We start from the raw sequence: 23,746 nt of genomic DNA, 5'->3' as shown, positions 1-23,746 counted from the left end.
CGTGCTCCGTGTGCAGTTCCTTCACTGTGCTGCAAATCCAGTATGCGCCGGTTGTCCAGGAGGTCGTGCGCCTGTGTTGCCGGCGGTCGTAGACTCCGGCAGGTGAGCGCCCGGTTGAGCGTTGTCGACGAGATGTTTCTCCGCACCCATCGGGGGTGGGGGACGCCGATCGTGATGCAGGGTCTGTGGCGCACCGACGGCCGGATCGACGAAGAAGTCCTGGAGTCTCTCCGCGTCCTGCTGTCACGCGGTCCGCTGGGCAGGCGGGTGATCCGCTCGCGGGTCCCCGGTGCCCGGCCACGGTTCGCGCCCAGCTCGGGAGCATTCCCCGTCGAGTACGCCACCGTCCCTGCCGCGGCGTTGCTCGAATGGGCCGACGAGCAGGCCGCCTTGCCGGTCGACCCCGAACGGGGCCCCGGGTGGCGGCTGGCCTGCGGGCGTCTCGACGGCGGCGGCACAGTGCTGTCGCTGGTGTGTTCACATGTGCTCGCGGATGCGAGGGGCCTGACCGCCGCCATCGCGGACGCGTTGCAGGGCACGCCACCGTCCGCTGCGCCGCGTCACCGTGGACCGATCGATGACGTCTGGGACGCGGCCCTTCTGACCCGACGGGTCACCGAAGGAACGGTGCGCGCAGTTGCCGGCCTGCTGATCGATTCCGACCGCCGCGCCGAGCTGCGCGACTTCGTACGCGCGGACAGCACGGTGCACCCCGAGGTGTTCCACCGTAGGGCCGCTTCGGCGGTGGTAGACGTGGACGCGGGTGCCTGGGATGTCGCCGCCGAGGAGTCCGGCGGGACGGCGAACAGTCTGTTCCTGTCGGTGGTCGCCGAGATCGCCCGCCGCGACGACGAGTCGGCGCCTCTGACGATCAGCGTGCCGATGGATGTGCGCGGCGGCGGCGACTCCACCGCGGCCGCGAACTCGGTGGCAATGGTCGAGGTGGTGGTGGCACCGGGCGACACCGTCGCCGATGTCCGTGCGTCGAGTCGTGCGGCGTTCACCTCGACGCCGATGACGAGCCCGGCAGGTTTCCCGGAAGAAATGCTGCAGCTGATCCCCGACCGGCTCGCCCACGCGCTGACAGGCAACCCCGGTGAGCGGGACGTTCTGTGCTCGAACATCGGGCCGCTTCCCGACGCACTCGGTGTCCTGGGTGGACATCACACAACGGGTATCGCCACGCGGGCCGTGCACCCCGGCATCGTCTCCAGCCGCACCAGAATGTCGGCTTACCTGAGCAAGTTCGACGGGCGCTACACCCTCGCCCTGGAATCACTCGATGTCCCGAGCCGCACCGCTCTCCGTGAACGTGCCGAGGACGTGCTGACCCGGCACGAACTCCGGGCCCGCGGCTGGTGACGTCCCGGACGGTCGGCGGTCAGGCGTCGTAGGGCTGGCGCGCCGACTGCGGATCGCCGTAGGTGATGGCCCGCTCCCGCCGCGCCCCCGACGCGAGCGTTGCCGCCCAGTTCAGCAACGTGCCGAATCTGTTGCGGTAGCCCGCGAGGAAGGCGATGTGGATGACTCCCCACGATACCCACCCGACAGCACCGGACATCTGGACAGGCCCCGCCTGAACGAGCGCGTGCCTGCGGGCGATGTACGCCGCGCTGCCGAGATCGCGGTATTTGAACGGTTTCCGGTCGGGTTCGCCACGCTCGACGGTGCGGGCAATGCACCCGGCGGCGTGCCTGCCACCCTGCATCGCCACCTCGGCCACACCGGGAAGTTCTTTCAGCGCCATCATGTCGCCGACCACCCAGACGTTGGGATGACCCGGCACGCTGAGGTCGGGATTCACCTCGATGCGACCACCCGCGGCCTGCTTCACGCCGAGCGCCTGTGCGAGTACGGAGGCGAACGGGACCGCCTCGACGCCGGCCGTCCACAGGATGGTCCGGGCGTCGAACCGGTTCTTCGTCTTCCCCCCGTCCTTGGACGTCGTCTCGACGCTCGTCTCCGACACATCCGTCACATGCACGCCCAGATGTGTTTCGACACCGATCTTGTCGAGTGTGGCCTGCGCTGCCGCCGACAACTTGCGGTTGAACGACGGCAACACCCGGTCGCCGCCGTGCAGGAGCAGTACCCGCGCCTCACCGGGATCGATGGACTGGAATTCGTGAGCGAGGGCCCGCAGTGCGAGTTCCCTGATCTGCCCGGCCAGTTCGACCCCGGTGGGCCCACCGCCGGCGACGGCGAAGGTCAGCCACGGCTTCCGCTCTTCGGGGGTGGGAAGCGACTCGGCCATTTCGAAGGCCGAGATGAGCTTTCGCCGGATCGCGAGGGCGTCGTCGAGAGTTTTCATCCCGGGCGCCCACTGGATGTACTCGTCGTGACCGTGATACGCCTGGCGCATCCCGGCAGCGACGATCAAGTAGTCGTAGGGAACGTCGAAGGTGGAGCCGTCGAATCTGCTTGCGGTCAAGACCTTTTGTTCGGCGTCGATCGACTGCGCTTCCCCGAGGGCGACGTGAATGTTGCTGTAGCCGCGGAGCAGGTGCCGCAACGGTGTGGTGATTTCCCCTTCGGACAGGAGTCCCGTGGCGCACTGATACAGCAGCGGCTGGAAGACGTGGCTGGTTCCCCGATCGAGCAGAGTGACGTCGACGTCCACACCCCGGAACCGCTTGGCGGCGTGGACGCCACCGAATCCGCCGCCGACGATCACCACCCGCGGCCGCGAGCGCTGCAAGCCGAGAGACGAAGATTCCTGGGTTGTCGTCACTGTGGACACCTCACGCTCGTCGTCACTGGCCGGCACAGCTCAGTCCTACACGAACCGTGATGTCCATGCATGCGGAAGGAACCTCAGCGCCACGTCGATTGCTTTCCACTTGGTGCCGGGCAACGCCACCCGGCGGGATTCCTTGTCGATCGCGTCGACCATCGCGGTGACGCCCTCGTCCAGGCTTGCGGTCATCGAGTCGCTGTCACCGGCCTTGCCCGACATCTCGGTAGCGATGTATCCGGGCAGCAGTGTAGTAACCGCGATGGGACTCTTCACCAGTTCTGCCGTCAACGCCTCCCCGAGTGCGGAGACGCCGGCCTTGCTGGCCGAATAGGCCGCCTTCGGACCGGGCAGACCGCGATCGGCACTGATCGACGACACGAGCACGAGATGACCGAAATTCTGTTCCCGAAATATCTGGAGGGCGGCCTCGCACTGCGACAGCGCGCCGACGAAGTTGGTGCGGGCGGTGGCGAGATTGGCGTCGGCACGGCCCGTCCCGATCCTGGCTCCCTTGCCGAGTCCGGCGTTGACGATTACCCGGTCGAGACCACCCAGCTCGTCGCGTAACTCCCCGAAGACGCGTACCACCGCTTCGTGATCGGTGACGTCGAGTTCGCGGATCGCAACGGTCACTCCGGGATGGGCCGACCTCAGTTCGTCGCGTAAGGCTTCGAGGCGGGGGCCGCGCCGCGCGCAGAGCGCGAGGTCTCGCCCTTGGGCGGCGAATCGGCGGGCCATTTCCTCGCCCAGGCCCGAGCTGGCTCCGGTGATCAAGATCTTGTTGCGCATCATCCGGTCACGATACTTGCAGCCACACACACCGCAGGCGTGCTCGAAGTTCTGACAGCCGACCCTCGACCGGCCTACCGTGACAGGCATGACTGACTCGGTGGACGACGCGGAAGAGTACGACGTCATCGTGATCGGAGGCGGCCCCGCGGGGGAGAACGCGGCGAGCTATGCCATCGCGGGCAGCGAGCGCACCGCCGCACTGATCGAGCACGAACTCGTCGGCGGCGAGTGTTCCTACTGGGCCTGTATGCCGAGCAAGGCGTTGCTGCGTCCCGGAGAGGTCCTGGGGGCCGCACGCAACATGGCCGGTGTATCCGCCGGAGCCCTCGATCCGCAGGCCGTACTCGCCCGGCGGGACTCGTTCACCAACAACCACGACGACTCGTCGCAGGTGATGTGGGCCGATGCGCAGGGAATCGAGGTGATCCGCGGCTCGGCGTGCCTGACCGGTGAGCGGACGGTGACGGTGGGCGGCTCCCGCCGTATCCGCGCCCGGCACGCCGTCGTCGTGGCGACGGGAACCACGGCAGCGATTCCGGACACACCCGGGCTCCGCGCAGCCTTGCCGTGGGCCTCGCGGGATGCCACCAATCTGCGGGAGGTTCCGCGCCGGGTCGCGGTGATCGGCGGCGGCGTCGTAGCCTGCGAGAGCGCGTCGTGGCTGCTCGACCTCGGTGTCGAGGAACTCACCATGGTGGTGCGAGGCCGAGGGCTACTCGCGAAGAACGAGCCGTTCGCCGGGAAGCTGGTGGCCGAGGGACTCGAAAAGAAGGGCGCCCGACTCCTCTTCGGCGCCGAACTCCGCCGTGTGGAGCGGCCCGATCCGCAGGACACCGGTATCGGCCGGGTCCACGGCGGCCCCGCCACGCTCGACGTGGCCGGGCAGGACCCGTTCGAGGTCGACGAGATCGTGGTCGCGACCGGCCGCACCCCTGCGACTTCGGGGCTGGGGGTCGACCCGCGACTGCTCGACGCGCGCGGTTACCTTCCCACCGACGACCACATGACGACACCGGACGGATGGTTGTACGCCGTCGGTGACGTCAACGGGCGGGCATTGCTCACTCACATGGGCAAATATCAGGCGCGGGTCTGTGGTGACGTGATCGCGGCGCGCGCGGAGGGAAGACCGCTCGACGGTTCCCGCTACAGTGCGTCCGCCGATCACGGTCAAGTTCCCCAGGTGGTGTTCTCGGACCCCGAGGTCGCTGCTGTGGGGATCACCGAGAAGGAGGCCCGCGACGCAGGCGTGGACGTCGAGACGGTGGAAGTCGATATCGCTGTCGCAGGCTCGTCCCTCTCTCGCGACGATTTCGCCGGCCACGCGAAACTTGTCGTCGACCGAGGTACAGACACCCTGTTAGGTGCGACTTTCGCCGGCACGGACGTCGCCGAACTGGTACATGCCGCAACGGTCGCCGTCGTGGGAAGGGTGCCGCTGGACGCCCTGTGGCATGCAGTGCCGTCCTACCCGACGGTGAGCGAGGTGTGGCTGCGGCTGCTCGAGGCACGGCGCTGAGCGGTCCCGGCGCGAGAACGCCGTTCAAATCGGTTTCTCAGGAGGTCTACGTATAGTCGCCGACATGGCGTCCGACATTCGCACGACAGGCACAGTCGCGACCGACAGGGCAGCGACCGACACAGTGGTGAAGACGACCGACGGGATGGTGCGCGGCCGACGGCTCGACGACCTCGTGGCCTGGCGCGGGATTCCCTATGCTGCCCCGCCGGTAGGTCCGCTGCGACTGCGGGCGCCCCAGCCGGTCACCCCGTGGAGCGGGGAACTCGATGCCACCGAGTTCGGGGACGCGGCCGTGCAGCACAAGAAGTTCACGGTGCTGCGGCCGGGCAAGTACCAGCCGAGCAGTGAGAACTGTCTGACCCTCAACGTTCTGGCCAGGCCCGGCACCTCCGGTAAGCCCCGCCCGGTGATGGTGTTCGTCCACGGCGGCGCATACACACTGGGTATGTCTGCGACCGCACTGTACGGCGGTCAGTCACTGGTACGCCGGGGCGACATCGTCTACGTGTCGATCAACTACCGGCTCGGTTCGCTCGGCTACCTCGATTTCACCCAGTTCTCCACCCCCGAGCGGCCATTCGATTCCAACCTCGGGCTGCGCGACCAGGTGGCGGCACTCGAGTGGGTGCAACGCAACATCGCCGGGTTCGGCGGCGACCCCGACAATGTCACCCTGTTCGGTGAGTCCGCAGGCGGAAACGCCGTCACCACCTTGATGACCACACCTTCCGCTCGCGGTCTGTTCGCTCGTGCGATCGCCGAGAGCTCGGCGCCCGGTCTCGTCACGACGGCCGAGCGGGCCGCCGGGTGGGCCGCCGACTACGTGAAACTCCTGGGCGCCGAACCGGAGAACGCGGCCGAGGCCTTGAGTACCTCACCCGTCGGAGCGCTCGGTCGAGCGGGAAACCGGTTGGGGGCCAAGGTTCTGGTGGAAACTCCCGGGCTTCACCCGTTCGGTCCCGTGATCGACGGGGATTTTCTTCCGAAGCCACCGCTCGACGCGTTCTCCGACGGCTCCGCGCACCGTGTCCCGCTGATCATCGGCACCAACAGCCGTGAGGGCACACTGTTCCCTAAGGTCTTGGACGCCCTGCCCACCGATCCTGCGCGGATCGGCCGGATGTTCGAGCTCACCGACCCGGCAGCACAAGCCCGGGTCACCGCAGCCTATCCAGGCTATCCAGCCCCCGACGCCGCGGTGGACCTCGGTGGTGACCTGACGTTCTGGAAGCCGTCGGTGGAACTGGCCCAGGCGCATTGCGCCTACGCGCCGACGTACAGCTATCGGTTCGACTTCGCTCCGCGGATCATGACGTGGCTCGGACTCGACGCCACGCACGGATTCGAATTGCTCGCCGTCTTCGGCGTCGCCGACACTCGTTTCGGTCGCGCGCTCACGTTGGCGGGGGGCCGACGCGGCCTGAAAGACGTGACCGATACGGTGCAGAGGAACTGGTTGCAGTTCGCCACGCACGGAACACCTTCGGCTGCGTGGCCGAGATACGACACCGATCGGAGGGCAACGCTCGTGTTCGACACCGTCACCACAGTCCAGGACGATCCGCGCAGGGAACGTCGACTGGCGTGGGAAGGGTACGAGGGCTACTACGGGCAGGGCCTGTGAGTCCACTCGAAGTCCACACCGAGAGCGGCGCCGTCGGAGGGCGTCGACTCGACGACTTGATCACCTGGCGCGGCATCCCGTACGCGGCTCCCCCGGTGGGCCCGTTACGGTTACGTGCCCCGCAACCGGCCGAGCCATGGTCAGATGTCCGGCGGGCCTTCCACTATGGGGCAAGCGCGCCCCAAGGTAGCGGGCCGTGCGACGAAGACTGCCTGACTCTCAACGTGGTGGCTCCCGCGGAGCCGTCCGCGACGCCGCGCCCGGTGATGGTGTTCATCCACGGAGGCGCGTACTCGGGGGGAAGCTCTTCGTCCTCGCTTTACGGTGGCCACTCGCTGGTACGGCGCGGCGACATCGTCTATGTGTCCATCAACTATAGGCTCGGCGCCCTGGGATACGTCGATTTCAGCCAATTCTCTACGCCGGAGCGGCCTTTCGACTCGAATCTGGGCCTCCGCGATCAAGTGGCTGCGCTCGAATGGGTGCAACGCAACATCGCCGAGTTCGGCGGCGACCCCGACAATGTCACGATCTTCGGTGAGTCGGCCGGCGCCAACGCCGTCACCACCCTGATGGGCACACCCGCCGCGAAAGGACTGTTCAGCAAGGCCATCGCACAGAGTCCTCCGGCGGCGTCGGCATACCATCCCGAGCGGGCGGCACGGTGGGCACGCGAATTCGTCGAGATCGCGGGAGTGCCCCTTTCCGAGGCCGCGACCTGGCTGCAGACTGCGACGGCCTCCGACTTCGTCGAGGTGGGAACCACTTTGGCGGATCGGGGCGCCGACGAGGAGCCCGGAACACGAGTGTTCGCGCCGGTAGTAGACGGCTTCCTACTTCCCGCTCACCCGCTCGATACCTTCGCCTCCGGTTCCGGTCACCCGGTTCCCTTGATCATCGGCACCAACCAGTACGAGGGCAGGGTGTTTCCGCGGTTCCTCGATATCCTGCCCACCGACGCCACCCGCATCGAGAAAATGTTCTCGCATGTGGACGAGTCCGTGAAGAAGCGGGCGATCTCCGCGTACCCCGGCTATCCCGGTCGGCGTGCTGCCGCGGACCTCGGCGGTGACGTCACGTTCTGGGAACCATCCCTACTCTGCGCCGAGGGCCATGCCGCCGTAGCGCCCACCTACAGTTACCGATACGACTTCGCTCCCCGCCTCCTCCGCCTCGCCGGGCTCGGCGCCACGCACGCCACGGAGATGTACGCGGTGTTCGGGCTGACCGGACCCTGGGCGCGGGCACTCACCGCACTCGGTGGGTGGAAAGCGCTACGCACCGTCACCGACACGGTGCAGTCGCACTGGCTGCATTTCGCACGGCACGGCACGCCGGCGCCCGGCTGGCCCACCTACTCGCGGGAGAACAGGGAAACCCTCATCATCGACGAGAGAAGTCGGGTCGAGAAGGATCCGCTCGGCGAGCGTCGTCGCGCCTGGCTCGGCTACGAACACCGGCGCTAGTCCACTTCCGGAACGTTGTCGCGAGTCGCGCAGGGCCTGCGGTTTCACCCCCGCAGGCCCTGCGGTGTGTCCTACTCTGAAACACCCGCACACTCGCACGCCTGTTCTCCGCGGTACCGGAGGTGAACATGATCGAACACGACGATCTCGCAGGACTCACCACGGTGGTCACCGGCGCCACGTCCGGACTGGGCGCGGAGACGTGCCGTCAGTTGGCGGCCCGCGGTGCGACGGTCGTGCTGGTCGGCCGCGACCGGGCGAAGGTCGACGAGACGATCGCCGAGTTGACGTCGGCATACGACCCTGGCCGGTTGAGTTCGGCAACGGCCGACCTGTCCTCCCTGGCACAGGTGCGGAATCTGGCCGAAGAACTCCGGCACCGATTCGTCCGCATCGACGTGTTGATCAACAATGCGGGGATCGATGTGGGAGTGCGTCGCCTCACCCCGGACGGCATCGAGTCGACCTTCGCGGTGAACTACCTCGCACCGTTCGTACTCGGCACCGCCCTGGCCGACGCCATGGCGCAGGCCGCCACCACGGATGCCGCCGGCTTCCGCCACCCCGCGCGCATCGTCAACGTCAGCTCGTCGGGGCATCGCGGTGGGCACCTCGACTTCGACGACCTGCAGGCCTCGAACGGCAAGTTCCGCGGCCAACGCGTATATAACAATTCCAAGCTCGCACTCACCCTGTTCAGTAACGAATTGGCGCGGCGCTTCGACCCCGCACGGCTGGTGGTGAACTGCGCGGATCCAGGCTTCGTCAAGGGGACCAGCCTCGGCCGCGACCTTCCGTTCGGCTACCAGGTGATCGGAACCCTGCTCACTCCGTTCATGGCCGATGCCGAGAAGGGCGCGAAGACGATCGTGTGGACCGCCACGGCTGCCGAGGCGGGCAAGTTCACCGGCGCATACGTCAAGGCCTGCAAGGTGGTTCAGCCGAGCAAGGATGCACGGAACCCCGAACTCGCGGCCAGGTTGTGGGAGGCCACCGAGGCGCTGGTGGCCGGACGTGGCGGCGCCGACCTAGACGCGTGAGGTCCGGGTGGTACCTATCGGTTCGGGTACTCGAACAACGACAGCACGTTCCCGTGCGGGTCCCGGAACCATGCCACGCGGATGCCGTCCGGCGCGGTCCAGGCGGCGTGCTCGTCCTGGTCCATGCCGGGATACTCGGTGAACGAGATTCCTTTGGTCCGGAGTGAGTCGACCACACCGTCGAGATCGGGGACCTTCCATCCCAGCACCGTGTATCCGGTGTCGGCACGCGACTGGACCAGCGTGACCCGCAGCAGTGATCCGTTGCATTTCAGGGCGAGCGCGAATTCGTCGCGGGAGTCGAGCTCGAGCCCGAGGGTGTCCACGTAGAACATCTGGGAGACGTCGAGGTCGGTGCTGGGAACGAAACTGACGAGCTCACCCGGAAAACTCATACATCAACTTTGCGCCGCCCACCCACCACGGGGCAAGGGAGAGGCGTGACACGACGGCTGTGTCGTGACCCGCGGCACAGCTCCCTCACCCGACAAGTTAACGTCGATTCGACAGGTTGTCCCGCATCGGAATGAGGAACTCGAGTGTCTGCTCCCGTTACAGAGAAGAAGGGCCCGCTCGCGGGCATTCGCATCGTCGAATTCGCAGGTCTGGGACCCGGCCCCCACGCGGCCACCCTGCTCGCCGATCTCGGTGCGGACGTCGTCTGCGTGCAGCGCCCCGGCGTGATCCCGCAGGACGGACCCTACGACCAGATTCAGCGCGGACGTCGCGTCGTCGAAGCCAACCTCAAAGACCCCGCGCAGGTCGAGAAGGTGCTGGACCTGATCGCGCGCGCCGACGTCGTCATCGAGGGCTTCCGCCCCGGCGTCACCGAACGCATGGGCCTGGGCCCCGACGTCTGCCTCGAGCGCAACCCGCGGTTGGTCTACGGCCGGATGACCGGCTGGGGACAGGAAGGCCCGCTGGCCAATGCCGCCGGCCACGACATCAACTACATCTCCCTCACGGGTGTGCTGCACGCCATCGGCCGAAAGGGTGAGCGCCCGGTCCCCCCACTGAACATGGTCGGCGACTTCGGCGGCGGTTCCATGTTCCTCATCTTCGGCATCCTGTCCGCGCTCGTGGAACGCCAGACCTCCGGCAAGGGTCAGGTTGTCGATACCGCGATGGTGGACGGCGCCCTGGCGCTGTCGCACATGATGTGGGCTTTCCGAGGCCGCGGTGTCTGGTCGGACGAGCGGGGCGTCAACCTCCTCGACACCGGCGCGCCGTTCTACGACACCTACGAGACGGCCGACGGCAAGTACATGGCCGTGGGATCGCTCGAGCCGCAGTTCTACGCCCTGTTGCTGCAGGGACTCGAACTCGACGCCGCCGACCTGCCGCACCAGATGGACGTGTCGGCGTGGCCGCAGATGAAGAAGGTCTTTGCCGAGAAGTTCCTGTCGAAGACCCGCGACGAGTGGGCTGCCATCTTCCTCGGCACCGACGCCTGCGTGTCCCCGGTCCTCACCTTCTCGGAGGCGCCGTCCAATGAACACATCGCCGCCCGCGGGTCACTGATCGAACTCGACGGCGTAACCCAGCACGCCCCGGCCCCCGCTTCTCCCGGACCCCCGCCGGCGCACCCACCCCACCGGCACGCGAAGGCGTCGACATCGACACCGTCTGGACCTGAGCTCAGTGGCAGAGTACGTTTCCACGTCCTCTGCCACTGCCTCTCAGACGACGAGGGACGGTTCGGCCAACTCCGGTCCGACGGCCAGGGTGGCGTACGCGGCGGCGATACCGTCGACACCGCGTCGCAATTGATCGGGTGTCCGGGCGTACGGCAATCGGATGAATCGCTCGAAGGCGCCCTCCACGCCGAACCGTGGTCCAGCGGCGAGCAGCACGCCGAAGTGGGGTGCCGTCGCGGCCAGCGCGGTCGACACCGGAGCCGGAAGCCGCAGCCACAGCGACATGCCGCCGGAGCCAATGGTCGGGACCCAGTCGGGAAGCCGATCGGCCAGGGCGTCGAGCATGGCACTGCGCTGGTCGCGCAACTCGGCACGCCTGCGGGTGAGCACCGCGTCGTCGTCGGTGAGCAGGTGTGCGGCCGCCAGCTGGTCCATCACCGGTGTGCCGAGATCGACCGCTGCGCGGGCGCCGACGAGCCGTGAGATCAACGACGGATCGGCGCGTATCCACCCGACCCGCAGCCCGCCCCAGAACGACTTGGCCGTCGACCCGATGGTCACCACTTCCGTTTTCGCCGTTCCCCGGCCGTACGCGGCGACCGGCCCCGGCGACGGCTCGTCGAGCCACAGGTCGACCATCGTCTCGTCGACGATCAGCGTCATCCGCGTCTCACGGGCGATCTTCGCGAGTTCCGCTCTGCCGGGTGCGTCGAGGCACAGACCGGTGGGGTTGTGGAAGTCGGGAATCAGATACGCCATTCGCGCCGCGGTCTGCCGTGCGGCGCTCCGGATTCCGTCGAGGTCCCAGGCCGCGGAACCGCCTCCCTCGGGACGGACGGGAACGGGCACCGGCCGCGCCCCCACTCTCCGGATCGCCTCCAGCGCATTGGGATAGGTGGGATGGTCCACCAGCACCCGCTCCCCCGGCTCTGTCAGCACGTTCAGCAGCAGTCGCAAGGCGTGCTGCGCGCCCGAGGTGACCATGATCTGTTCAGGTGTCGTGTCCAGTCCGCGTGCCCGATACCGGGCGGCGATCACGTCGCGCAAGGCGCCGATGCCCACCGGTTCCATGCCGTGCGTCGGAAGGAACTGCGGAAGAGACTGCAAGGCAGACGAGTACGCATTCTCGACCGCCTCTCCCGGCGCTGCCATCGCCGCATAACTGAGATCGATCATCGCACCCTCCGGCCCGGGCTGATGCGCGCGGAACATGAGGCCGTTCTGGCGGGATCCGGGCGGCAACGCCACCGTGCTCCGCGATCCCTGTCGGCTGATCAGGTACCCCTCGTCGCGCAGCACCGAATACGACGACGTGATCGTCGTGCGGCTCAGTTCCAGCACCGACGCCAGTTCGCGTTCGCTGGGGAGTGCCACACCGAGGGGGACGCGGCCGTCGTGCACGAGCAGCCGGATGCTGTCGGCGAGCGCCCGGTATGCCGGCCGGACCGCCGAACGACGGGTGCTGTCGTCCTGCCAGTTGCCGAGGTCCCTCGCCAGCGAACGCGCACCGAGTACACGGGTCATCATGCAGTCCAGTATCGGCCCTGTGGCTATTCGATCCCAAGCCAGTCGGGCGCAGAGTTGACCCCATGACGACACTCCTCACCCTCGCCTGCATCCTCCTCCTGGCCGCGACCGTCGCCCGATACGGCCCCAAAGAAGGAGGTGAAGGCCTGTTTCGCGTGGAGCAATTTCGCCTGGGCGCACCTCTCGGTGGCATATTCGCCGATCCACCGAGCAGTCCAGAATCTGCCGACTGGACCGCTCGCCCGATGAGCACCGAAGGTAGTTCAGGGCGCCTTGCGGATTCCCGCGATGTCACCGGGCAGGAGGCGCCAGGACCTGACTGAACAGCACCGTCCCGGCCGCGTCGAGCAGGTCGACTCGCAACTCGGACGTCTCCCCGTCGATGAAGACCTCCCCGAAATGCTGGTACCCGTCGAGGGGTGAGGAATTCGGGGCAGTCGGTGCGTGCACGAACACGGCCTCGGGACCGAACGTCGGATCGAGGTCGTTGGGGCCGAAACCACCGGCGTTGAGCGGGCCCGACACGAACTCCCAGAACTCGTCGAAATCCTTGTACGCGGCACGGTCCGGCGAGTACCGGTGCGCGGCGGTGTAGTGCACGTCCGCGGTGAGCCAGACCGTTCCCGTGACGCCGCCCGCCTTGATCGCGGACAGTACCTGCGCGATCTCGGATTCACGGCCCGACGGTGGTCCCGGATCCCGGTTGGCGATGCCCTCGAACGCGGTGTCGCCGTCCGGCACCACCACCCCGAGGGGAAGGTCGTTGGCGATGATCTTCCAGGTCGCCGTCGACGCACCGAGTTCGCGAATCAGCCAGTCCTTCTGTGCTGCGCCGAGGATCTGTCCGGCCGGACCGGTATTGACACCGTTCGCATCCTTGTAGGTGCGCATATCGAGCACGAAGACGTCGAGAAGAGGTCCGTAGCCGATCTTGCGGTACACGCGCCCGTCCACCGCCTCGGTGGGCTCGATCGGAAGCCACTCGTGGAACGCCTGGAAAGCTCGCTGCGCCAGAACGTCGACGCTCTTCTCCGAGTAGGCCTCGGCGCTGAGGAGTTCGCCGGGATACCAACTGTTGACCGTTTCGTGGTCGTCCCACTGAACAATCTGCGCAACAGAGGAATTGAAGGTTCTGTAGTGCTGGTCGCTGAGGTTGTAGGCGTACTGACCGCGGTACTGGTCCAATGTCTGTGCAAGCGCACTCTTGGCCTCGGTCACCGTGTTCCGCCAGATTCGGCCGTCCGGCAGCGCAACCGACTCCTTCAGGGGTCCGTCGGCGTAGACGACGTCACCGGAGTGGAGGAACAGATGCCGGTCGCGTGCGGCCATCGTTTCGAATATCCGCATACCGCCGAGGTCGGGGTTGATTCCGTAACCCTGACCCACCGTGTCTCCGGACCACTGCAGTCGGACGTCGCTTGCGGCGCTCGGCGCGGTGCGGAAGACACCCGTCACCGCCTCCGAGGTGGCGCCGTCGTCGCTTTCGAGGGTCACCCGGTAGTGCACCTTTTGCCCGGCGGGTAGTCCGGTCACACGCAACCGTCCGGTGCCGTCCGTGTCCGGGGTGAGCAGTCCACCCTCGAATCGCACCGGGTCGGTGAACGACTCGGTGGCCGCCGTCTCGACGATCATCGTCGCCGGCCGGTCGGACCTCGCCCAGATCACTGCGCCGTCGGCACGCATATCGCCGGCGGCAACTCCATGGGTCAGCGCGGGCCGGGGGCGAAGGAGGGTGGGACTCGAACCGGCCGAGCCGGAACACGCGGCGGCGGGAACAGCGAGTACGCCGAGAGCGGTGGCGCGGAGCAGGGTACGGCGCGACAGGTGCACGGGACATCTCCTCGGTGGTGGGATCCTCGAGGATGTCCAACCGTGGCCAACAGACGGTAAACGTCGGATGTGGGGCGCATACTGGGTTGGTGACCACAGGATTCTGCCTGTTCGACACAGCACTCGGCACGTGCGCCATTGCCTGGCGGGCCGCCGGGATCGTCGGTGTGCAACTGTCGGAGGGTTCACCCGAGGCGACACGGGCCCGCGTCGAGCGCTGCTTTCCGGGTGCGGTGGAGCACTCCCCGCCCACACCGGTCCAGCAGGCGTTGGACGCCATCAGGGAACACCTCGGCGGCGCACTCGACGACCTGCGCTGGATCGACCTCGACTTCGAGGGCGTCCCCGAGTTCGACTGCAACGTATACGAGATCGCCCGGGCCATCGACCCGGGCGACACCCTCACCTACGGAGAGGTGGCTGCAGCACTCGGCAAACCCGGCGCCGCGCAGGCCGTCGGCCAGGCACTCGGACGCAACCCCTTGCCGATCGTCGTCCCCTGCCACCGCGTCCTCGCCGCCGGAAACAAGGTCGGCGGATTCTCCGCGGGCAGCGGCACCCTCACCAAACGCGAACTACTCGCCCTCGAACACGCACCCGGATTCGACGACCCCGTGCTGTTCTGAGCAACCGCACGGGCCAGACCGACGTCACAGCCGTTCGACGTCACAGCCGTTCAGCGTCACAGCCGTTCAGCGTCACCGTTCAGTCCGACTGGTCAGCGCACCACGTCGCGGCGCACGATGGTCTCGTCACGGCCGGGGCCGACACCGATGCACGAAATGTAGGCGCCGGACAGCTCTTCGAGACGCAGCACATAGTTCTGCGCATTCTTCGGCAGTTCCTCGAAGGTGCGTGCGTGCGAGATGTCTTCCCACCATCCGGGCATCTCTTCGTAAATGGGGGTGGCGTGGTGAACATCCGTCTGCGACATCGGCATTTCCTCGTGTCGTACACCGTCGATGTCGTAGGCGACGCAGATGGGGATGGTGTCGAGGCTGCTGAGCACGTCGAGCTTGGTGAGGAAGTAGTCGGTGATGCCGTTGACGCGAGTTGCGTAGCGGGCGATCACGGCGTCGAACCAGCCGGTGCGGCGGGCGCGACCGGTGGTGACACCCACCTCGCCACCCGTCTTGGCCAGGTATTCTCCGTGCTCGTCGAACAGCTCGGTCGGGAACGGACCGGAGCCGACTCGCGTGGTGTAAGCCTTGAGGATGCCCAGCACCGTCGTGATCTTGGTGGGTCCGATGCCCGAACCGACCGCCGCGCCACCGGATGTCGGGTTGGACGAAGTCACGTACGGGTACGTCCCGTGGTCCACGTCGAGGAGAGTTCCCTGCGATCCCTCCAGCAGAACCGTTTCGCCACGCTCGAGGGCCTCGTTGAGCTGCAACCGGGTGTCGGCGATGCGGTGCTTGAATCCGTTGGCCTGTTCGAGCACCTCGTCGACCACCTGCTGCGGGTCGAGCGCCTTGCGGTTGTAGATCTTGGCGAGCACCTGGTTCTTGAATTCCAGTGCCGCCTCCACCTTCTGGGTGAGGATCTTCTCGTCGAGCACGTCCTGCACCCGGACGCCGACACGGGCGATCTTGTCCTGGTAGCAGGGCCCGATGCCGCGGCCCGTGGTGCCGATCTTCTTGGCGCCCAGGAAGCGTTCGGTGACCTTGTCGATGGCCACGTGGTACGGCATGATCAGGTGCGCGTCAGCCGAGAGCAGCAGCTTGCTGGTGTCGACGCCCCGCTCGTCGAGTCCGGCGAGTTCGGTGAGCAGCACTCCCGGATCCACCACCACACCGTTGCCGATGACGTTGGTGACGCCCGGCGTGAGGATGCCCGACGGGATCAGATGCAGCGCGAACTTGTCGCCGTTCGGAAGAACGACGGTGTGTCCAGCGTTGTTTCCGCCCTGGTAGCGCACCACCCACTGCAGGCGTCCGCCCAATAGATCGGTCGCTTTGCCCTTGCCCTCATCGCCCCACTGGGCGCCGATCAGGACGATTGCCGGCATGACGTTGTCTCCTACGGTCGACGTACAGTCGTATCCGACTGCGTGGTTCTGCCGTTCGTAGGCAGTGGCCGGGGGAACAGTCTAGCCGAGCGCACAGAGAACAGACCCCACAGTACGACCGGAGTGGCTTCGGGGCCGGTGTCGGGCATACAACTAGGATGGCCGGATGGAAAGCTGCGGCAGCCGTAGCGGGACATATCCGGGCGAGGAGTGGCGTTGACCCCCGTTGTGCTCATATGCGGTGACGTGCCGCTTCCCCTGCCCTTGGGGTCGATCTCGGCGTCGAGCGCTCCCACCGTGCCGGACAAGGACGACTTCGACGAGGTCTTCTCCAAACTCCAGGTCGTCACGCATCCGCGGCTCATCGTGGTCGGTAGCGATGCCGCACTGGCCGCGACCCTGACCCGGCTGATGCGGACCGACCGGTTGCATATCGAACTCGCCTACGTCGCCGAACACAGCTCACCGGCGACCGACGCCTATCACCTGTCCGCGGGCGCACGGGCCGCCCGCACGGCACTGAAAGGAACGGCCAAGCCGGTACCTCTCATCCGCGACGACGCGGGCATCGCACTGGTCGGACTCGCCACCGTGACGGCGCCCGGCGGTGAACCGTTGGTCGGCGAGGCATACGTCGACGACACCCGGCTGTTCTCCGGTACCGCCACCAACATGCACGTCACCCCCACTCCACGGATGCCCGGGCTGCGCGCCTCGATCGATCCCCGGCGGCGCTGGTTGCCGCGTCGATGGATCGAGGGGCGCGCGGTCCAACTCGGGTCGCCGGCCGCCGCGCTGACCCGTGACGACGTGCCCAATCCGCGCGCGGTGAAACGTTCGACCTTCTACCGTCACGACCGCGAGTGGTTGCTCGTTCGATGAACCTGCCCAGAACGCGGTCCACCGCCGTCCGGCCCAGCCCGGTCTTCCTCCTCGTCGTCGCCACCGCCGTCGCCGGTGGAGTACTCGCGTGGGGCGCCCGGGCCGAGTCCGTCGTCGGCCACGTCGGGGTCTTCCTCCTCGTGGTGGCCGGCTGGGTGGTGACGCTGTGCCTGCACGAGTTCGCGCACGCGTACACGGCGTGGCGGCACGGCGACACCGATGTGGCGGTGCGCGGATACCTCACCCTGAACCCGCTGAAGTACAGCCACCCCTTGCTGTCGATAGGCCTTCCGGTGCTGTTCATCGCCCTCGGCGGAATCGGGCTACCGGGCGGTGCCGTCTACCTACGGACGGGGTTGTTCCCGCCGAAGGTCCAGGCGAAGGTGTCGCTCGCGGGGCCGGCCGTGAACCTCGTGTCGGCAGTGGTCCTGCTGACCGTTATTCGCGGGTGGGGCCTGGGCGGCGATCATCGGGTGTTCTGGACGGGCCTGAGTTTTCTGGCTTTTCTGCAGGTGATGGCGACGGTACTCAACCTCCTCCCCGTTCCGGGGCTCGACGGCTACGCCGCGCTCGAGCCCTTCCTTCCGCCACGGACCCGCCGGTCCGTCGATCAGTACAAGCCCTACGGACTGCTCGCCCTCGTGGCCCTGCTCTTCGTGCCGTCGATCAATACCGTGTTCTTCGACGGCATCTACTCGCTGTTCGAGCTGTCGGGTGTGCCGGCGATCTACGCGCAGTACGGCAACTACCTGATGCGTTTCTGGCTTTCGTGAGTACCCCCGTGAGTACTTATTAACAGTGGGCTGTTGACAAGCACTCACGGGAGGGAGCGGCGACCCTGCTCCTCGGTGAAGTTGGGCGTCAACCGCAATTCGGTCAACGGCACCTCGCGGTCGGGACTGCGCACCTCCACGCGGACGGGTTGACCCGTCGCGTCGTCCCGCAGTCCGATCGGCGCGCCGCGTGATCCCTGCAGGTACTTGTCACCCCACTGCATGAGTGCCAGCACGGCAGGCAGGAGATCGCGACCCTTCTCTGTCAGCACGTATTCGAAGCGGGTCCGTTGTCCAGGTTCCTTGTAGGGCTGCCGCTCGAACAATCCTTCCGCGGTGAGTTCCCGCAGGCGCGCCGCCGCCACCGCCTCGGTGACCCCCACACGCTGGACGAAGTCGTCGAACCGCGTGGTCCCGTAATAGGCCTCTCGGAGGATGAGAATGGCCGAACGCGTGCCCACTACATCCATCGCCTTTCCGATCGAGCAGTGCGTGGCCCGCCAGGTGTCGCGATCGCCGAGGAAGCCGTCCAGTCGTGCCGCATTCATGCCACCATGATAGCTGACTTGCAAAAAGCAAAGCCAGGTGTACATTGCTGGCTATGGTATTCAGCAGTCAGGTTCGAGGGGATATCCGTCTGCGTCCTCTTCTTTTCGTCCTGTGTGGCGCCCCGTTCGTCGCGAGCCTCGATCTCTTCGTCGTGAACATCGCCCTCGGCGACATCGCCGCCAGCTACGCCGGTTACTCCCTCGGCGACCTGAGCTGGGTACTCAACGGCTATGCGATCGTCTATGCGGCACTACTGGTTCCACTCGGCCGGTGGGCGGATCGCATCGGTCACCGGCGCGGATTCATGCTGGGACTGGCGCTGTTCACGGCAGCGAGCGCCGCCTGCGCGCTCAGCCCCTCCCTGTGGTTTCTCGTCCTCTTCCGCCTGCTGCAGGCTGTCGGCGCCGCCGCCCTCACCCCCGCAAGCCTCGGATTGCTGGTCGGAACCGTCCCCGCGGAACGACGCGCCGGCGCAGTCCGCATGTGGGCGGCGTCTGGTGCGGCAGCCGCCGCGTTCGGCCCCGTCGTCGGCGGAATCCTCGTCGAGGCCTCCTGGCGCTGGGCGTTCCTCATCAACATTCCGATCGGAATCGCACTCCTGATCGCGGCGACCCGTGTCGTGCCCGACGTCCGCCCCAGCGCCACCGACACCGAACTCGACTTGATGGGGGCGGCCCTGCTGATTCTCGGGATCGGCGCACTGTCGCTCGGGATGGTCCAGGGGCCGGAATGGGGATGGGGGGACCCCCGGATCACGCTCGCTTTCACCCACGCCGCCGCCTGCCTTGCCCTGTTCTGGTGGAGCAACAGCCGTCACCGGGCACCCCTCATCGAACCGGCCCTGCTGAAGGTGCGCACGTTTGCGTGGTCCAACGCGACCGCCCTGGTGTTCAGCGCAGCGTTCGCGGCGGGACTGCTGTCAAACATTCTCTGGCTGCAGAACGTGTGGGAGTACACGGCGATCAGGACGGGACTCGCCATCGCTCCCGGACCGATCCTCGTGCCGGTCTTTGCGATCGCCGGTCAGCTCCTCGCCCGCCGGTTCTCCCCCGGCACCATTGCCGCTGCGGGAAGTCTGCTGTGGGCGGCGGGCACGCTACTGATCCTGGCGTCGGTAGGGGCGGAGCCCCACTACGTCACCGATTTTCTTCCGGGTTTGCTGATCGGCGGAGTAGGCGTCGGCCTCGCACTCCCCACCATTCTCTCGTCCGCCACTGCCGGGCTTCCGCAGTCCCGGTCGGCGACCGGGAGTGCGATCGTCAACATGAATCGGCAGATCGGCACCGTGATCGGGGTCAGCGTGCTCGTGGCGGTCCTCGGCACCACCGTGGGCTACGACGACACCCACTCTGCCTTCATCGTCGCCTGGTGGGTGATCGCGGCAGTCGGCGTCGGTGCGGCGGCCACATCCATCGGCATGAATTCCCAGAACCCGCTCACCGTGGAGGTACCGGCATGACCCCGCTGACCGCACTTGCTTTCCCCACCGAATTCGACTCCACCTGGCGTGGTTTCGGCGGTATGCACGGCGGACTGGTCGTCGCATCGATGCTGCACGCGGCCGAGGCCGAGACGGCAGCGACACCGGTCACCGTCTCGGCCCACTTCACCCGGCCGGTGGACCCGGGCCCGGTGGACCATCAGGTCGAGGTCGTGCACGGCGGGCGGACACCGAGTGTCCGCGTATCGATGCCAGGTTCCGCCGGTGCCCTGATCCGCCTCACCCGCACGCCCAGTGCCATCACGTGGCCTCTCGATGCACCCGATCTCGGCGACGAAGATCCGGAACTCCTCACGCCCTTGGTGATTCCGGTCGACTACATGCCCTTCGCCCAGTACCTCGACATCCGCCCGATCAACTCGGCACGTCCCTTCGCCGGCGGCGCCGACCCTGAATTCGAGGTGTGGATTCGTCTGCTCTCATCGATCGATTTCAGCCCTTCGGAACGCGCGGCGGTATTACTCGACGCGTTACCGCCGGGGTTGTTCGCCGTACTCGACGCGCCGGTAGCCATCCCCACCGTCGAGTTCAGTGCCCACTTCCCTGTGAGTACTTATCAACAGCCCGGTGTTAACAAGTACTCACGGGAGGGGTGGTACCACCTGCGTCACCGCACGGTCTGGGCCACCGAAGACTCGTGCGTCGACGAGACCGAACTGCGCACCGCCACAGGACACCTCGCGGGTCAGGCGCGTCAGCTCCGCAGAATCCTCACCCCCTGATCGCCAACCACAGCTCAGCAGCACAGAGAAAGGGAACTCCCATGAGAGACGCCGTCATCGTCGAGGCCGTCCGCACACCGATCGGCAAGGGCAAACCCTCGGGGGCCCTCCAAGATGTGCACCCCGTCGATCTCCTCGCACACAGTCTGTCGACCCTCGTCGAGCGCACGGGGATCGATCCCGCACTCATCGACGACGTCATCGGCGGCACCGTGACGCAAGTGGGCGATCAGGGCCAAAACCTCACCCGCACCGCACTTCTCGCCGCCGGGTATCCCGAGTCCGTGCCGGGCACCACGGTCGACCGGCAGTGTGGCAGTAGTCAGCAGGCCGTCCACTTCGCCGCGCAAGGCGTGCTGTCCGGGGCCTACGACATCGTGGTCGCAGCCGGTGTCGAGTCGATGGGCCGGGTCCCGATGGGCTCGAACGTGGTCGGCCGGGAGTCGCTGGGTCTGGGATTCGAGCGCCGTTACCCCGACGGCCTCGTTCCCCAGGGCATCAGTGCCGAACTCATCGCCGCCCGCTGGGAACTGTCGCGACAGCAACTGGACGAGTTCGCGTTACGTAGTCATCAGAAGGCCGCCGCGGCAACGAGCGCGGGAAACTTCGCGAAGGAACTCGCCGTCCTGCCGGAACTTGCCGTCGACGAAGCGATCCGTCCGGACACGACACTCGACGTCCTGGCCGGGCTGCGTCCCGCCTTCCACAATGAGCACTACGCAAATCGGTTTCCCGACATCGACTGGTCGATCACCGCGGGCAACAGCAGTCCACTCTCGGACGGGAGCGCCGCTCTGATGATCACGACCTCGGAGATCGCGGGCCGACTCGGATTGACACCCCTGGCCCGACTGCACAGTTTCGCCGTCGCCGGTGACGACCCGCTGATGATGCTCACCGCGGTCATCCCGGCCACCCGTAAGGTGCTGGCGCGCAGCGGGCTCGACATCTCCGACGTCGATCTGTTCGAGGTCAACGAGGCGTTTTCATCGGTGGTCCTTGCATGGGCGGCCGAGACCGGCGCCGACCTCGATCGGGTAAACGTGCACGGCGGCGCGATCGCACTCGGTCATCCGCTCGGTGCCAGCGGGGCGCGCATCATGACCACGCTGGTGAACGCCATGGAGCAGCGCGGCGCGCGATACGGCCTGCAGACCATGTGCGAGGCCGGCGGGCTCGCCAACGCGACCCTGATCGAGCGCCTCGGGTAGAGGTGTGGCTGCGCGTCACCGGTGACGGTTCATCATCGCCTCACCGGTGTCGCGCAACGCCGCCCGCAGCGACGCAGGTGCGAGTACCTCGACCCCTGCACCCAGCGCGGTCAACTGTTCGAGGGCCACGTCCTCGGCCTCGAGCACCAGGTCGACGGCCACCCAACCGTCCTCGTCGGGAGGTCCCGCCTCGACACGCGCAGCCTCCACACCCACGATCCGGGGCAACTGACGCCACGACCGCGGTGACAGGCGCACCCGGCACCGGAACCGGAGCATCGCGCGATCGAATTCCGCGACGGAGGCCGACCACCACGCGCCGAGATCGAACTGTTCCGGCCGCAGTGCCTGCTCCGTGAGGACCGTGGCGTCGCTGATCCGGGACACCCGATACGACAAGGTTCTGCTGCGATGCTGCGCAACCAGGTACCAGACACCCGCCTTGGCCACCAGACCGAGTGGATCGAGCGTCCGCGTCACCACGCCGGCACCTTTTCTGTAGTCGATACGCAGGCGCCGTCCCTCGAGCACCGCGGCGGCGACGTCGGGTAGGTTCTCGTTGTCGCGGGGTGGCGTGAACCATCCCGGCACGTCGACGTACAGACGATCGCGCCACAACTGTGCACCTGCCCGCAGCGGAACAGGCAACGCGTGCAGCAACTTCGACTGCGCCGCCGCGGTCACCTCACGCAGACCGAGGTCGTCCGCGAGCGAAGGCACACCCAGCAGCATCAGCGCCGACGTCTCCGCCCCCGTCATCCCACCGAGTTTCGACTGCCATCCGTCGAGCAACCGAATACCGCCACCGGGACCACTTTCGGTCCAGAGGGGCACGCCCGCCGCGGACAGCGCCGTGACATCCCGGTACACCGTGCGCACCGAGACACCCAGCTCCTCGGCCAGCTGCCCAGCCGTGACACCGCGGCTCCCCTCCAGCCGCAGCATCAGTTCGACGAGCCGACTCGAACGCATTGCCCGAGTCTAGAGAAAATGACTGACAGAAGGTGTCAGGGATAGGCGCGCACACTGACGTACATGACGCACTGGACACAGTTCGAGACCGAAGCGCCCGACCTCGCCAAAGCCGTGATCGCCCGCTTCGAGGCACACAAACACCACGTTCTCGCGACCGTCCGCAAAGACGGCTCACCCCGAGTCAGCGGCACCGAAGTCGAGTTCCACGAGGGCACGTTGCTGCTCGGTTCGATGGTGGGAGCCCGGAAGGTGCTCGACCTGCGGCGCGATCCACGGTTCGCCCTCCACAGCAACCCCGGGCACCACACGATGGAGGGCGGCGACGCGAAGATCAGCGGCCGCGCCGAGGAGATAGTCGGCGAGAGGAAACAGCAGATCGTCGACCACTATCCCGACGAGATCGGCGAGGCAGACGTCTTCGAACTCTCCGTCGACGAGGTGGTACTCACCACCGTCGACGGCGAACACCTCTACGTCGACCTGTGGAAGCCGGGTCGGGGCGTCACCCGCTTCACCAAATAGAAGTCACTGGGTGACGGCGAATCCGAAACCGAGGGCGCAGGTTGCGGCCTCCCCCTCGGTGCCGTCCGGGTCGTAGGTGCCACCGGGGACGAGGTGGATGGTGAACCCGGGCAGGGCCCTCTCGGTGCCCTCACCATTGACAAGCGCACCCGACGATCCAACGGTGGGGCCGGCCTGCCCGATATTGAGGTACGTCACCTGGGCGTCAGTGGTCGCATCTACCGGTCCCTCGAACTCCCACTCGACCTCGTCGCCCTCCTTTTCGACATCGAGCGTTGCTGCAGGCTTGCAGTTTGCCAACGGATCGGGCATGAACGGCGCGGCCGACGCCACGGCGGGCGCGGAGAGGAGGGCGGCCGCGCCGATGGCTACGGCTGCTGCGGATTTCGTGAGCGCTCCGAGAGTGGACATGAATCTGGCTCCCTTGC

General features: G+C 66.9%; 22 protein-coding genes and 1 pseudogene. 14 read left to right on the top strand and 9 right to left on the bottom strand.

The features are described from left to right. The first annotated feature begins 102 nt into the window (after positions 1–102). Positions 103–1,362, top strand: coding sequence for a hypothetical protein (locus JQT59_RS14995; protein ID WP_213576793.1), 1,260 nt, complete (start codon positions 103–105; stop codon positions 1,360–1,362). A gap of 19 nt (positions 1,363–1,381) precedes the next feature. Here JQT59_RS14995 and JQT59_RS14990 read toward each other — a convergent pair whose 3' ends face one another. Beyond that, the gene (locus JQT59_RS14990; protein WP_213576792.1) at positions 1,382–2,731 is read right to left on the bottom strand and encodes an NAD(P)/FAD-dependent oxidoreductase; all 1,350 of its coding nucleotides are present in this window, start codon (positions 2,729–2,731) and stop codon (positions 1,382–1,384) included. Positions 2,732–2,776: 45 nt separating this feature from the next. Beyond that, positions 2,777–3,529 (bottom strand): SDR family oxidoreductase, encoded by a 753-nt coding sequence (locus JQT59_RS14985; RefSeq protein WP_213576791.1) that lies wholly within the window; start codon positions 3,527–3,529, stop codon positions 2,777–2,779. Positions 3,530–3,614: 85 nt separating this feature from the next. On the opposite strand from JQT59_RS14985, the gene JQT59_RS14980 reads away from it, so the two are divergent. From JQT59_RS14980 to JQT59_RS14965, 4 genes are all read left to right on the top strand, one after another. Further along, positions 3,615–5,048, top strand: a complete 1,434-nt coding sequence (locus JQT59_RS14980; protein WP_213576790.1) for a dihydrolipoyl dehydrogenase family protein — start codon at positions 3,615–3,617, stop codon at positions 5,046–5,048. Between the two features lie 64 nt (positions 5,049–5,112). Further along, positions 5,113–6,675, top strand: coding sequence for a carboxylesterase/lipase family protein (locus JQT59_RS14975; protein ID WP_109332716.1), 1,563 nt, complete (start codon positions 5,113–5,115; stop codon positions 6,673–6,675). Continuing rightward, positions 6,672–8,141, top strand: coding sequence for a carboxylesterase/lipase family protein (locus tag JQT59_RS14970; RefSeq protein WP_213576789.1), 1,470 nt, complete (start codon positions 6,672–6,674; stop codon positions 8,139–8,141). The genes JQT59_RS14975 and JQT59_RS14970 overlap by 4 nt, the downstream gene beginning before the upstream one ends. 128 nt (positions 8,142–8,269) lie before the next feature. Continuing rightward, entirely contained in the window at positions 8,270–9,181 is a 912-nt protein-coding gene (locus JQT59_RS14965) for an SDR family oxidoreductase (protein ID WP_213576788.1), read from the top strand. A gap of 14 nt (positions 9,182–9,195) precedes the next feature. Here JQT59_RS14965 and JQT59_RS14960 read toward each other — a convergent pair whose 3' ends face one another. Further along, the gene (locus tag JQT59_RS14960; protein WP_213576787.1) at positions 9,196–9,576 is read right to left on the bottom strand and encodes a VOC family protein; all 381 of its coding nucleotides are present in this window, start codon (positions 9,574–9,576) and stop codon (positions 9,196–9,198) included. Between the two features lie 144 nt (positions 9,577–9,720). On the opposite strand from JQT59_RS14960, the pseudogene JQT59_RS14955 reads away from it, so the two are divergent. Further along, positions 9,721–10,817 (top strand): annotated as a pseudogene (locus JQT59_RS14955) (CaiB/BaiF CoA transferase family protein). Positions 10,818–10,860: 43 nt separating this feature from the next. Here JQT59_RS14955 and yczR read toward each other — a convergent pair. After that, a complete protein-coding gene (yczR, locus tag JQT59_RS14950; protein ID WP_213576786.1) occupies positions 10,861–12,345 on the bottom strand; it encodes a MocR-like transcription factor YczR in 1,485 nt (494 codons plus the stop codon). Positions 12,346–12,407: 62 nt separating this feature from the next. Here yczR and JQT59_RS14945 point away from each other — a divergent pair, with 62 nt between their 5' ends. Beyond that, positions 12,408–12,668, top strand: a complete 261-nt coding sequence (locus JQT59_RS14945) for a hypothetical protein (protein ID WP_213578391.1) — start codon at positions 12,408–12,410, stop codon at positions 12,666–12,668. Here the strand turns inward: JQT59_RS14945 and JQT59_RS14940 are convergent. Then, positions 12,637–14,175 carry an alkaline phosphatase D family protein gene (locus tag JQT59_RS14940; protein WP_213576785.1) on the bottom strand — a complete coding sequence of 513 codons (1,539 nt, stop codon included), beginning with the start codon at positions 14,173–14,175 and terminating at the stop codon, positions 12,637–12,639. The genes JQT59_RS14945 and JQT59_RS14940 overlap by 32 nt on opposite strands. A 32-nt stretch (positions 14,176–14,207) precedes the next feature. Here JQT59_RS14940 and JQT59_RS14935 point away from each other — a divergent pair, with 32 nt between their 5' ends. Next, positions 14,208–14,801 carry a methylated-DNA--[protein]-cysteine S-methyltransferase gene (locus JQT59_RS14935; protein ID WP_204164811.1) on the top strand — a complete coding sequence of 198 codons (594 nt, stop codon included), beginning with the start codon at positions 14,208–14,210 and terminating at the stop codon, positions 14,799–14,801. Between the two features lie 92 nt (positions 14,802–14,893). On the opposite strand, the gene JQT59_RS14930 is transcribed toward JQT59_RS14935, so the two are convergent. Beyond that, a complete protein-coding gene (locus tag JQT59_RS14930) occupies positions 14,894–16,183 on the bottom strand; it encodes an adenylosuccinate synthase (RefSeq protein ID WP_109332728.1) in 1,290 nt (429 codons plus the stop codon). Between the two features lie 228 nt (positions 16,184–16,411). On the opposite strand from JQT59_RS14930, the gene JQT59_RS14925 reads away from it, so the two are divergent. Further along, complete coding sequence (locus tag JQT59_RS14925) at positions 16,412–17,065, top strand: hypothetical protein (RefSeq protein WP_213577762.1); 654 nt, start codon at positions 16,412–16,414, stop codon at positions 17,063–17,065. Continuing rightward, on the top strand, positions 17,062–17,838 hold the full coding sequence (locus JQT59_RS14920) for a site-2 protease family protein (RefSeq protein WP_213576784.1): 777 nt from the start codon (positions 17,062–17,064) through the stop codon (positions 17,836–17,838). Before JQT59_RS14925 ends, JQT59_RS14920 begins: the two co-directional genes overlap by 4 nt. 44 nt (positions 17,839–17,882) lie before the next feature. On the opposite strand, the gene JQT59_RS14915 is transcribed toward JQT59_RS14920, so the two are convergent. Next, positions 17,883–18,386 (bottom strand): winged helix-turn-helix transcriptional regulator, encoded by a 504-nt coding sequence (locus JQT59_RS14915; RefSeq protein ID WP_213576783.1) that lies wholly within the window; start codon positions 18,384–18,386, stop codon positions 17,883–17,885. Positions 18,387–18,439: 53 nt separating this feature from the next. Here JQT59_RS14915 and JQT59_RS14910 point away from each other — a divergent pair, with 53 nt between their 5' ends. Genes JQT59_RS14910 through JQT59_RS14900 form a run of 3 tightly spaced genes read left to right on the top strand, consistent with a single transcriptional unit; the run spans position 18,440 to position 21,821 of the window. Further along, on the top strand, positions 18,440–19,846 hold the full coding sequence (locus tag JQT59_RS14910) for an MFS transporter (protein WP_213576782.1): 1,407 nt from the start codon (positions 18,440–18,442) through the stop codon (positions 19,844–19,846). Beyond that, positions 19,843–20,610, top strand: a complete 768-nt coding sequence (locus tag JQT59_RS14905; RefSeq protein ID WP_213576781.1) for an acyl-CoA thioesterase — start codon at positions 19,843–19,845, stop codon at positions 20,608–20,610. The genes JQT59_RS14910 and JQT59_RS14905 overlap by 4 nt, the downstream gene beginning before the upstream one ends. Before the next feature lie 41 nt (positions 20,611–20,651). Then, positions 20,652–21,821, top strand: coding sequence for a thiolase family protein (locus tag JQT59_RS14900; RefSeq protein ID WP_213576780.1), 1,170 nt, complete (start codon positions 20,652–20,654; stop codon positions 21,819–21,821). 15 nt (positions 21,822–21,836) lie between these two features. Here the strand turns inward: JQT59_RS14900 and JQT59_RS14895 are convergent, their stop codons facing one another. Then, a complete protein-coding gene (locus JQT59_RS14895; RefSeq protein ID WP_213576779.1) occupies positions 21,837–22,793 on the bottom strand; it encodes a helix-turn-helix transcriptional regulator in 957 nt (318 codons plus the stop codon). 63 nt (positions 22,794–22,856) lie between these two features. On the opposite strand from JQT59_RS14895, the gene JQT59_RS14890 reads away from it, so the two are divergent. Further along, the gene (locus JQT59_RS14890; RefSeq protein ID WP_213576778.1) at positions 22,857–23,318 is read left to right on the top strand and encodes a pyridoxamine 5'-phosphate oxidase family protein; all 462 of its coding nucleotides are present in this window, start codon (positions 22,857–22,859) and stop codon (positions 23,316–23,318) included. A 3-nt stretch (positions 23,319–23,321) separates the two neighbouring features. Here JQT59_RS14890 and JQT59_RS14885 read toward each other — a convergent pair whose 3' ends face one another. Further along, the gene (locus tag JQT59_RS14885; RefSeq protein ID WP_213576777.1) at positions 23,322–23,729 is read right to left on the bottom strand and encodes a hypothetical protein; all 408 of its coding nucleotides are present in this window, start codon (positions 23,727–23,729) and stop codon (positions 23,322–23,324) included. Between the last annotated feature and the right edge of the window lie 17 nt (positions 23,730–23,746).

Origin of the sequence: Rhodococcus sp. USK13 (genome assembly GCF_018343855.1) — a bacterium.
Taxonomy (GTDB): domain Bacteria; phylum Actinomycetota; class Actinomycetes; order Mycobacteriales; family Mycobacteriaceae; genus Rhodococcus_F; species Rhodococcus_F oxybenzonivorans.
This window is presented reverse-complemented; position numbering and strand designations above follow the sequence as displayed.

Coding starts and splice junctions, on each gene's coding strand:
- JQT59_RS14985 (WP_213576791.1), bottom strand. CDS start 3,529: ATGATGCGCAACAAGATCTTGATCACCGGAGCCAGCTCGGGCCTGGGC.
- JQT59_RS14980 (WP_213576790.1), top strand. CDS start 3,615: ATGACTGACTCGGTGGACGACGCGGAAGAGTACGACGTCATCGTGATC.
- JQT59_RS14975 (WP_109332716.1), top strand. CDS start 5,113: ATGGCGTCCGACATTCGCACGACAGGCACAGTCGCGACCGACAGGGCA.
- JQT59_RS14965 (WP_213576788.1), top strand. CDS start 8,270: ATGATCGAACACGACGATCTCGCAGGACTCACCACGGTGGTCACCGGC.
- JQT59_RS14960 (WP_213576787.1), bottom strand. CDS start 9,576: ATGAGTTTTCCGGGTGAGCTCGTCAGTTTCGTTCCCAGCACCGACCTC.
- yczR (WP_213576786.1), bottom strand. CDS start 12,345: ATGATGACCCGTGTACTCGGTGCGCGTTCGCTGGCGAGGGACCTCGGC.
- JQT59_RS14945 (WP_213578391.1), top strand. CDS start 12,408: ATGACGACACTCCTCACCCTCGCCTGCATCCTCCTCCTGGCCGCGACC.
- JQT59_RS14935 (WP_204164811.1), top strand. CDS start 14,208: ATGTCCAACCGTGGCCAACAGACGGTAAACGTCGGATGTGGGGCGCAT.
- JQT59_RS14930 (WP_109332728.1), bottom strand. CDS start 16,183: ATGCCGGCAATCGTCCTGATCGGCGCCCAGTGGGGCGATGAGGGCAAG.
- JQT59_RS14920 (WP_213576784.1), top strand. CDS start 17,062: ATGAACCTGCCCAGAACGCGGTCCACCGCCGTCCGGCCCAGCCCGGTC.
- JQT59_RS14915 (WP_213576783.1), bottom strand. CDS start 18,386: ATGAATGCGGCACGACTGGACGGCTTCCTCGGCGATCGCGACACCTGG.
- JQT59_RS14910 (WP_213576782.1), top strand. CDS start 18,440: ATGGTATTCAGCAGTCAGGTTCGAGGGGATATCCGTCTGCGTCCTCTT.
- JQT59_RS14905 (WP_213576781.1), top strand. CDS start 19,843: ATGACCCCGCTGACCGCACTTGCTTTCCCCACCGAATTCGACTCCACC.
- JQT59_RS14900 (WP_213576780.1), top strand. CDS start 20,652: ATGAGAGACGCCGTCATCGTCGAGGCCGTCCGCACACCGATCGGCAAG.
- JQT59_RS14895 (WP_213576779.1), bottom strand. CDS start 22,793: ATGCGTTCGAGTCGGCTCGTCGAACTGATGCTGCGGCTGGAGGGGAGC.
- JQT59_RS14890 (WP_213576778.1), top strand. CDS start 22,857: ATGACGCACTGGACACAGTTCGAGACCGAAGCGCCCGACCTCGCCAAA.
- JQT59_RS14885 (WP_213576777.1), bottom strand. CDS start 23,729: ATGTCCACTCTCGGAGCGCTCACGAAATCCGCAGCAGCCGTAGCCATC.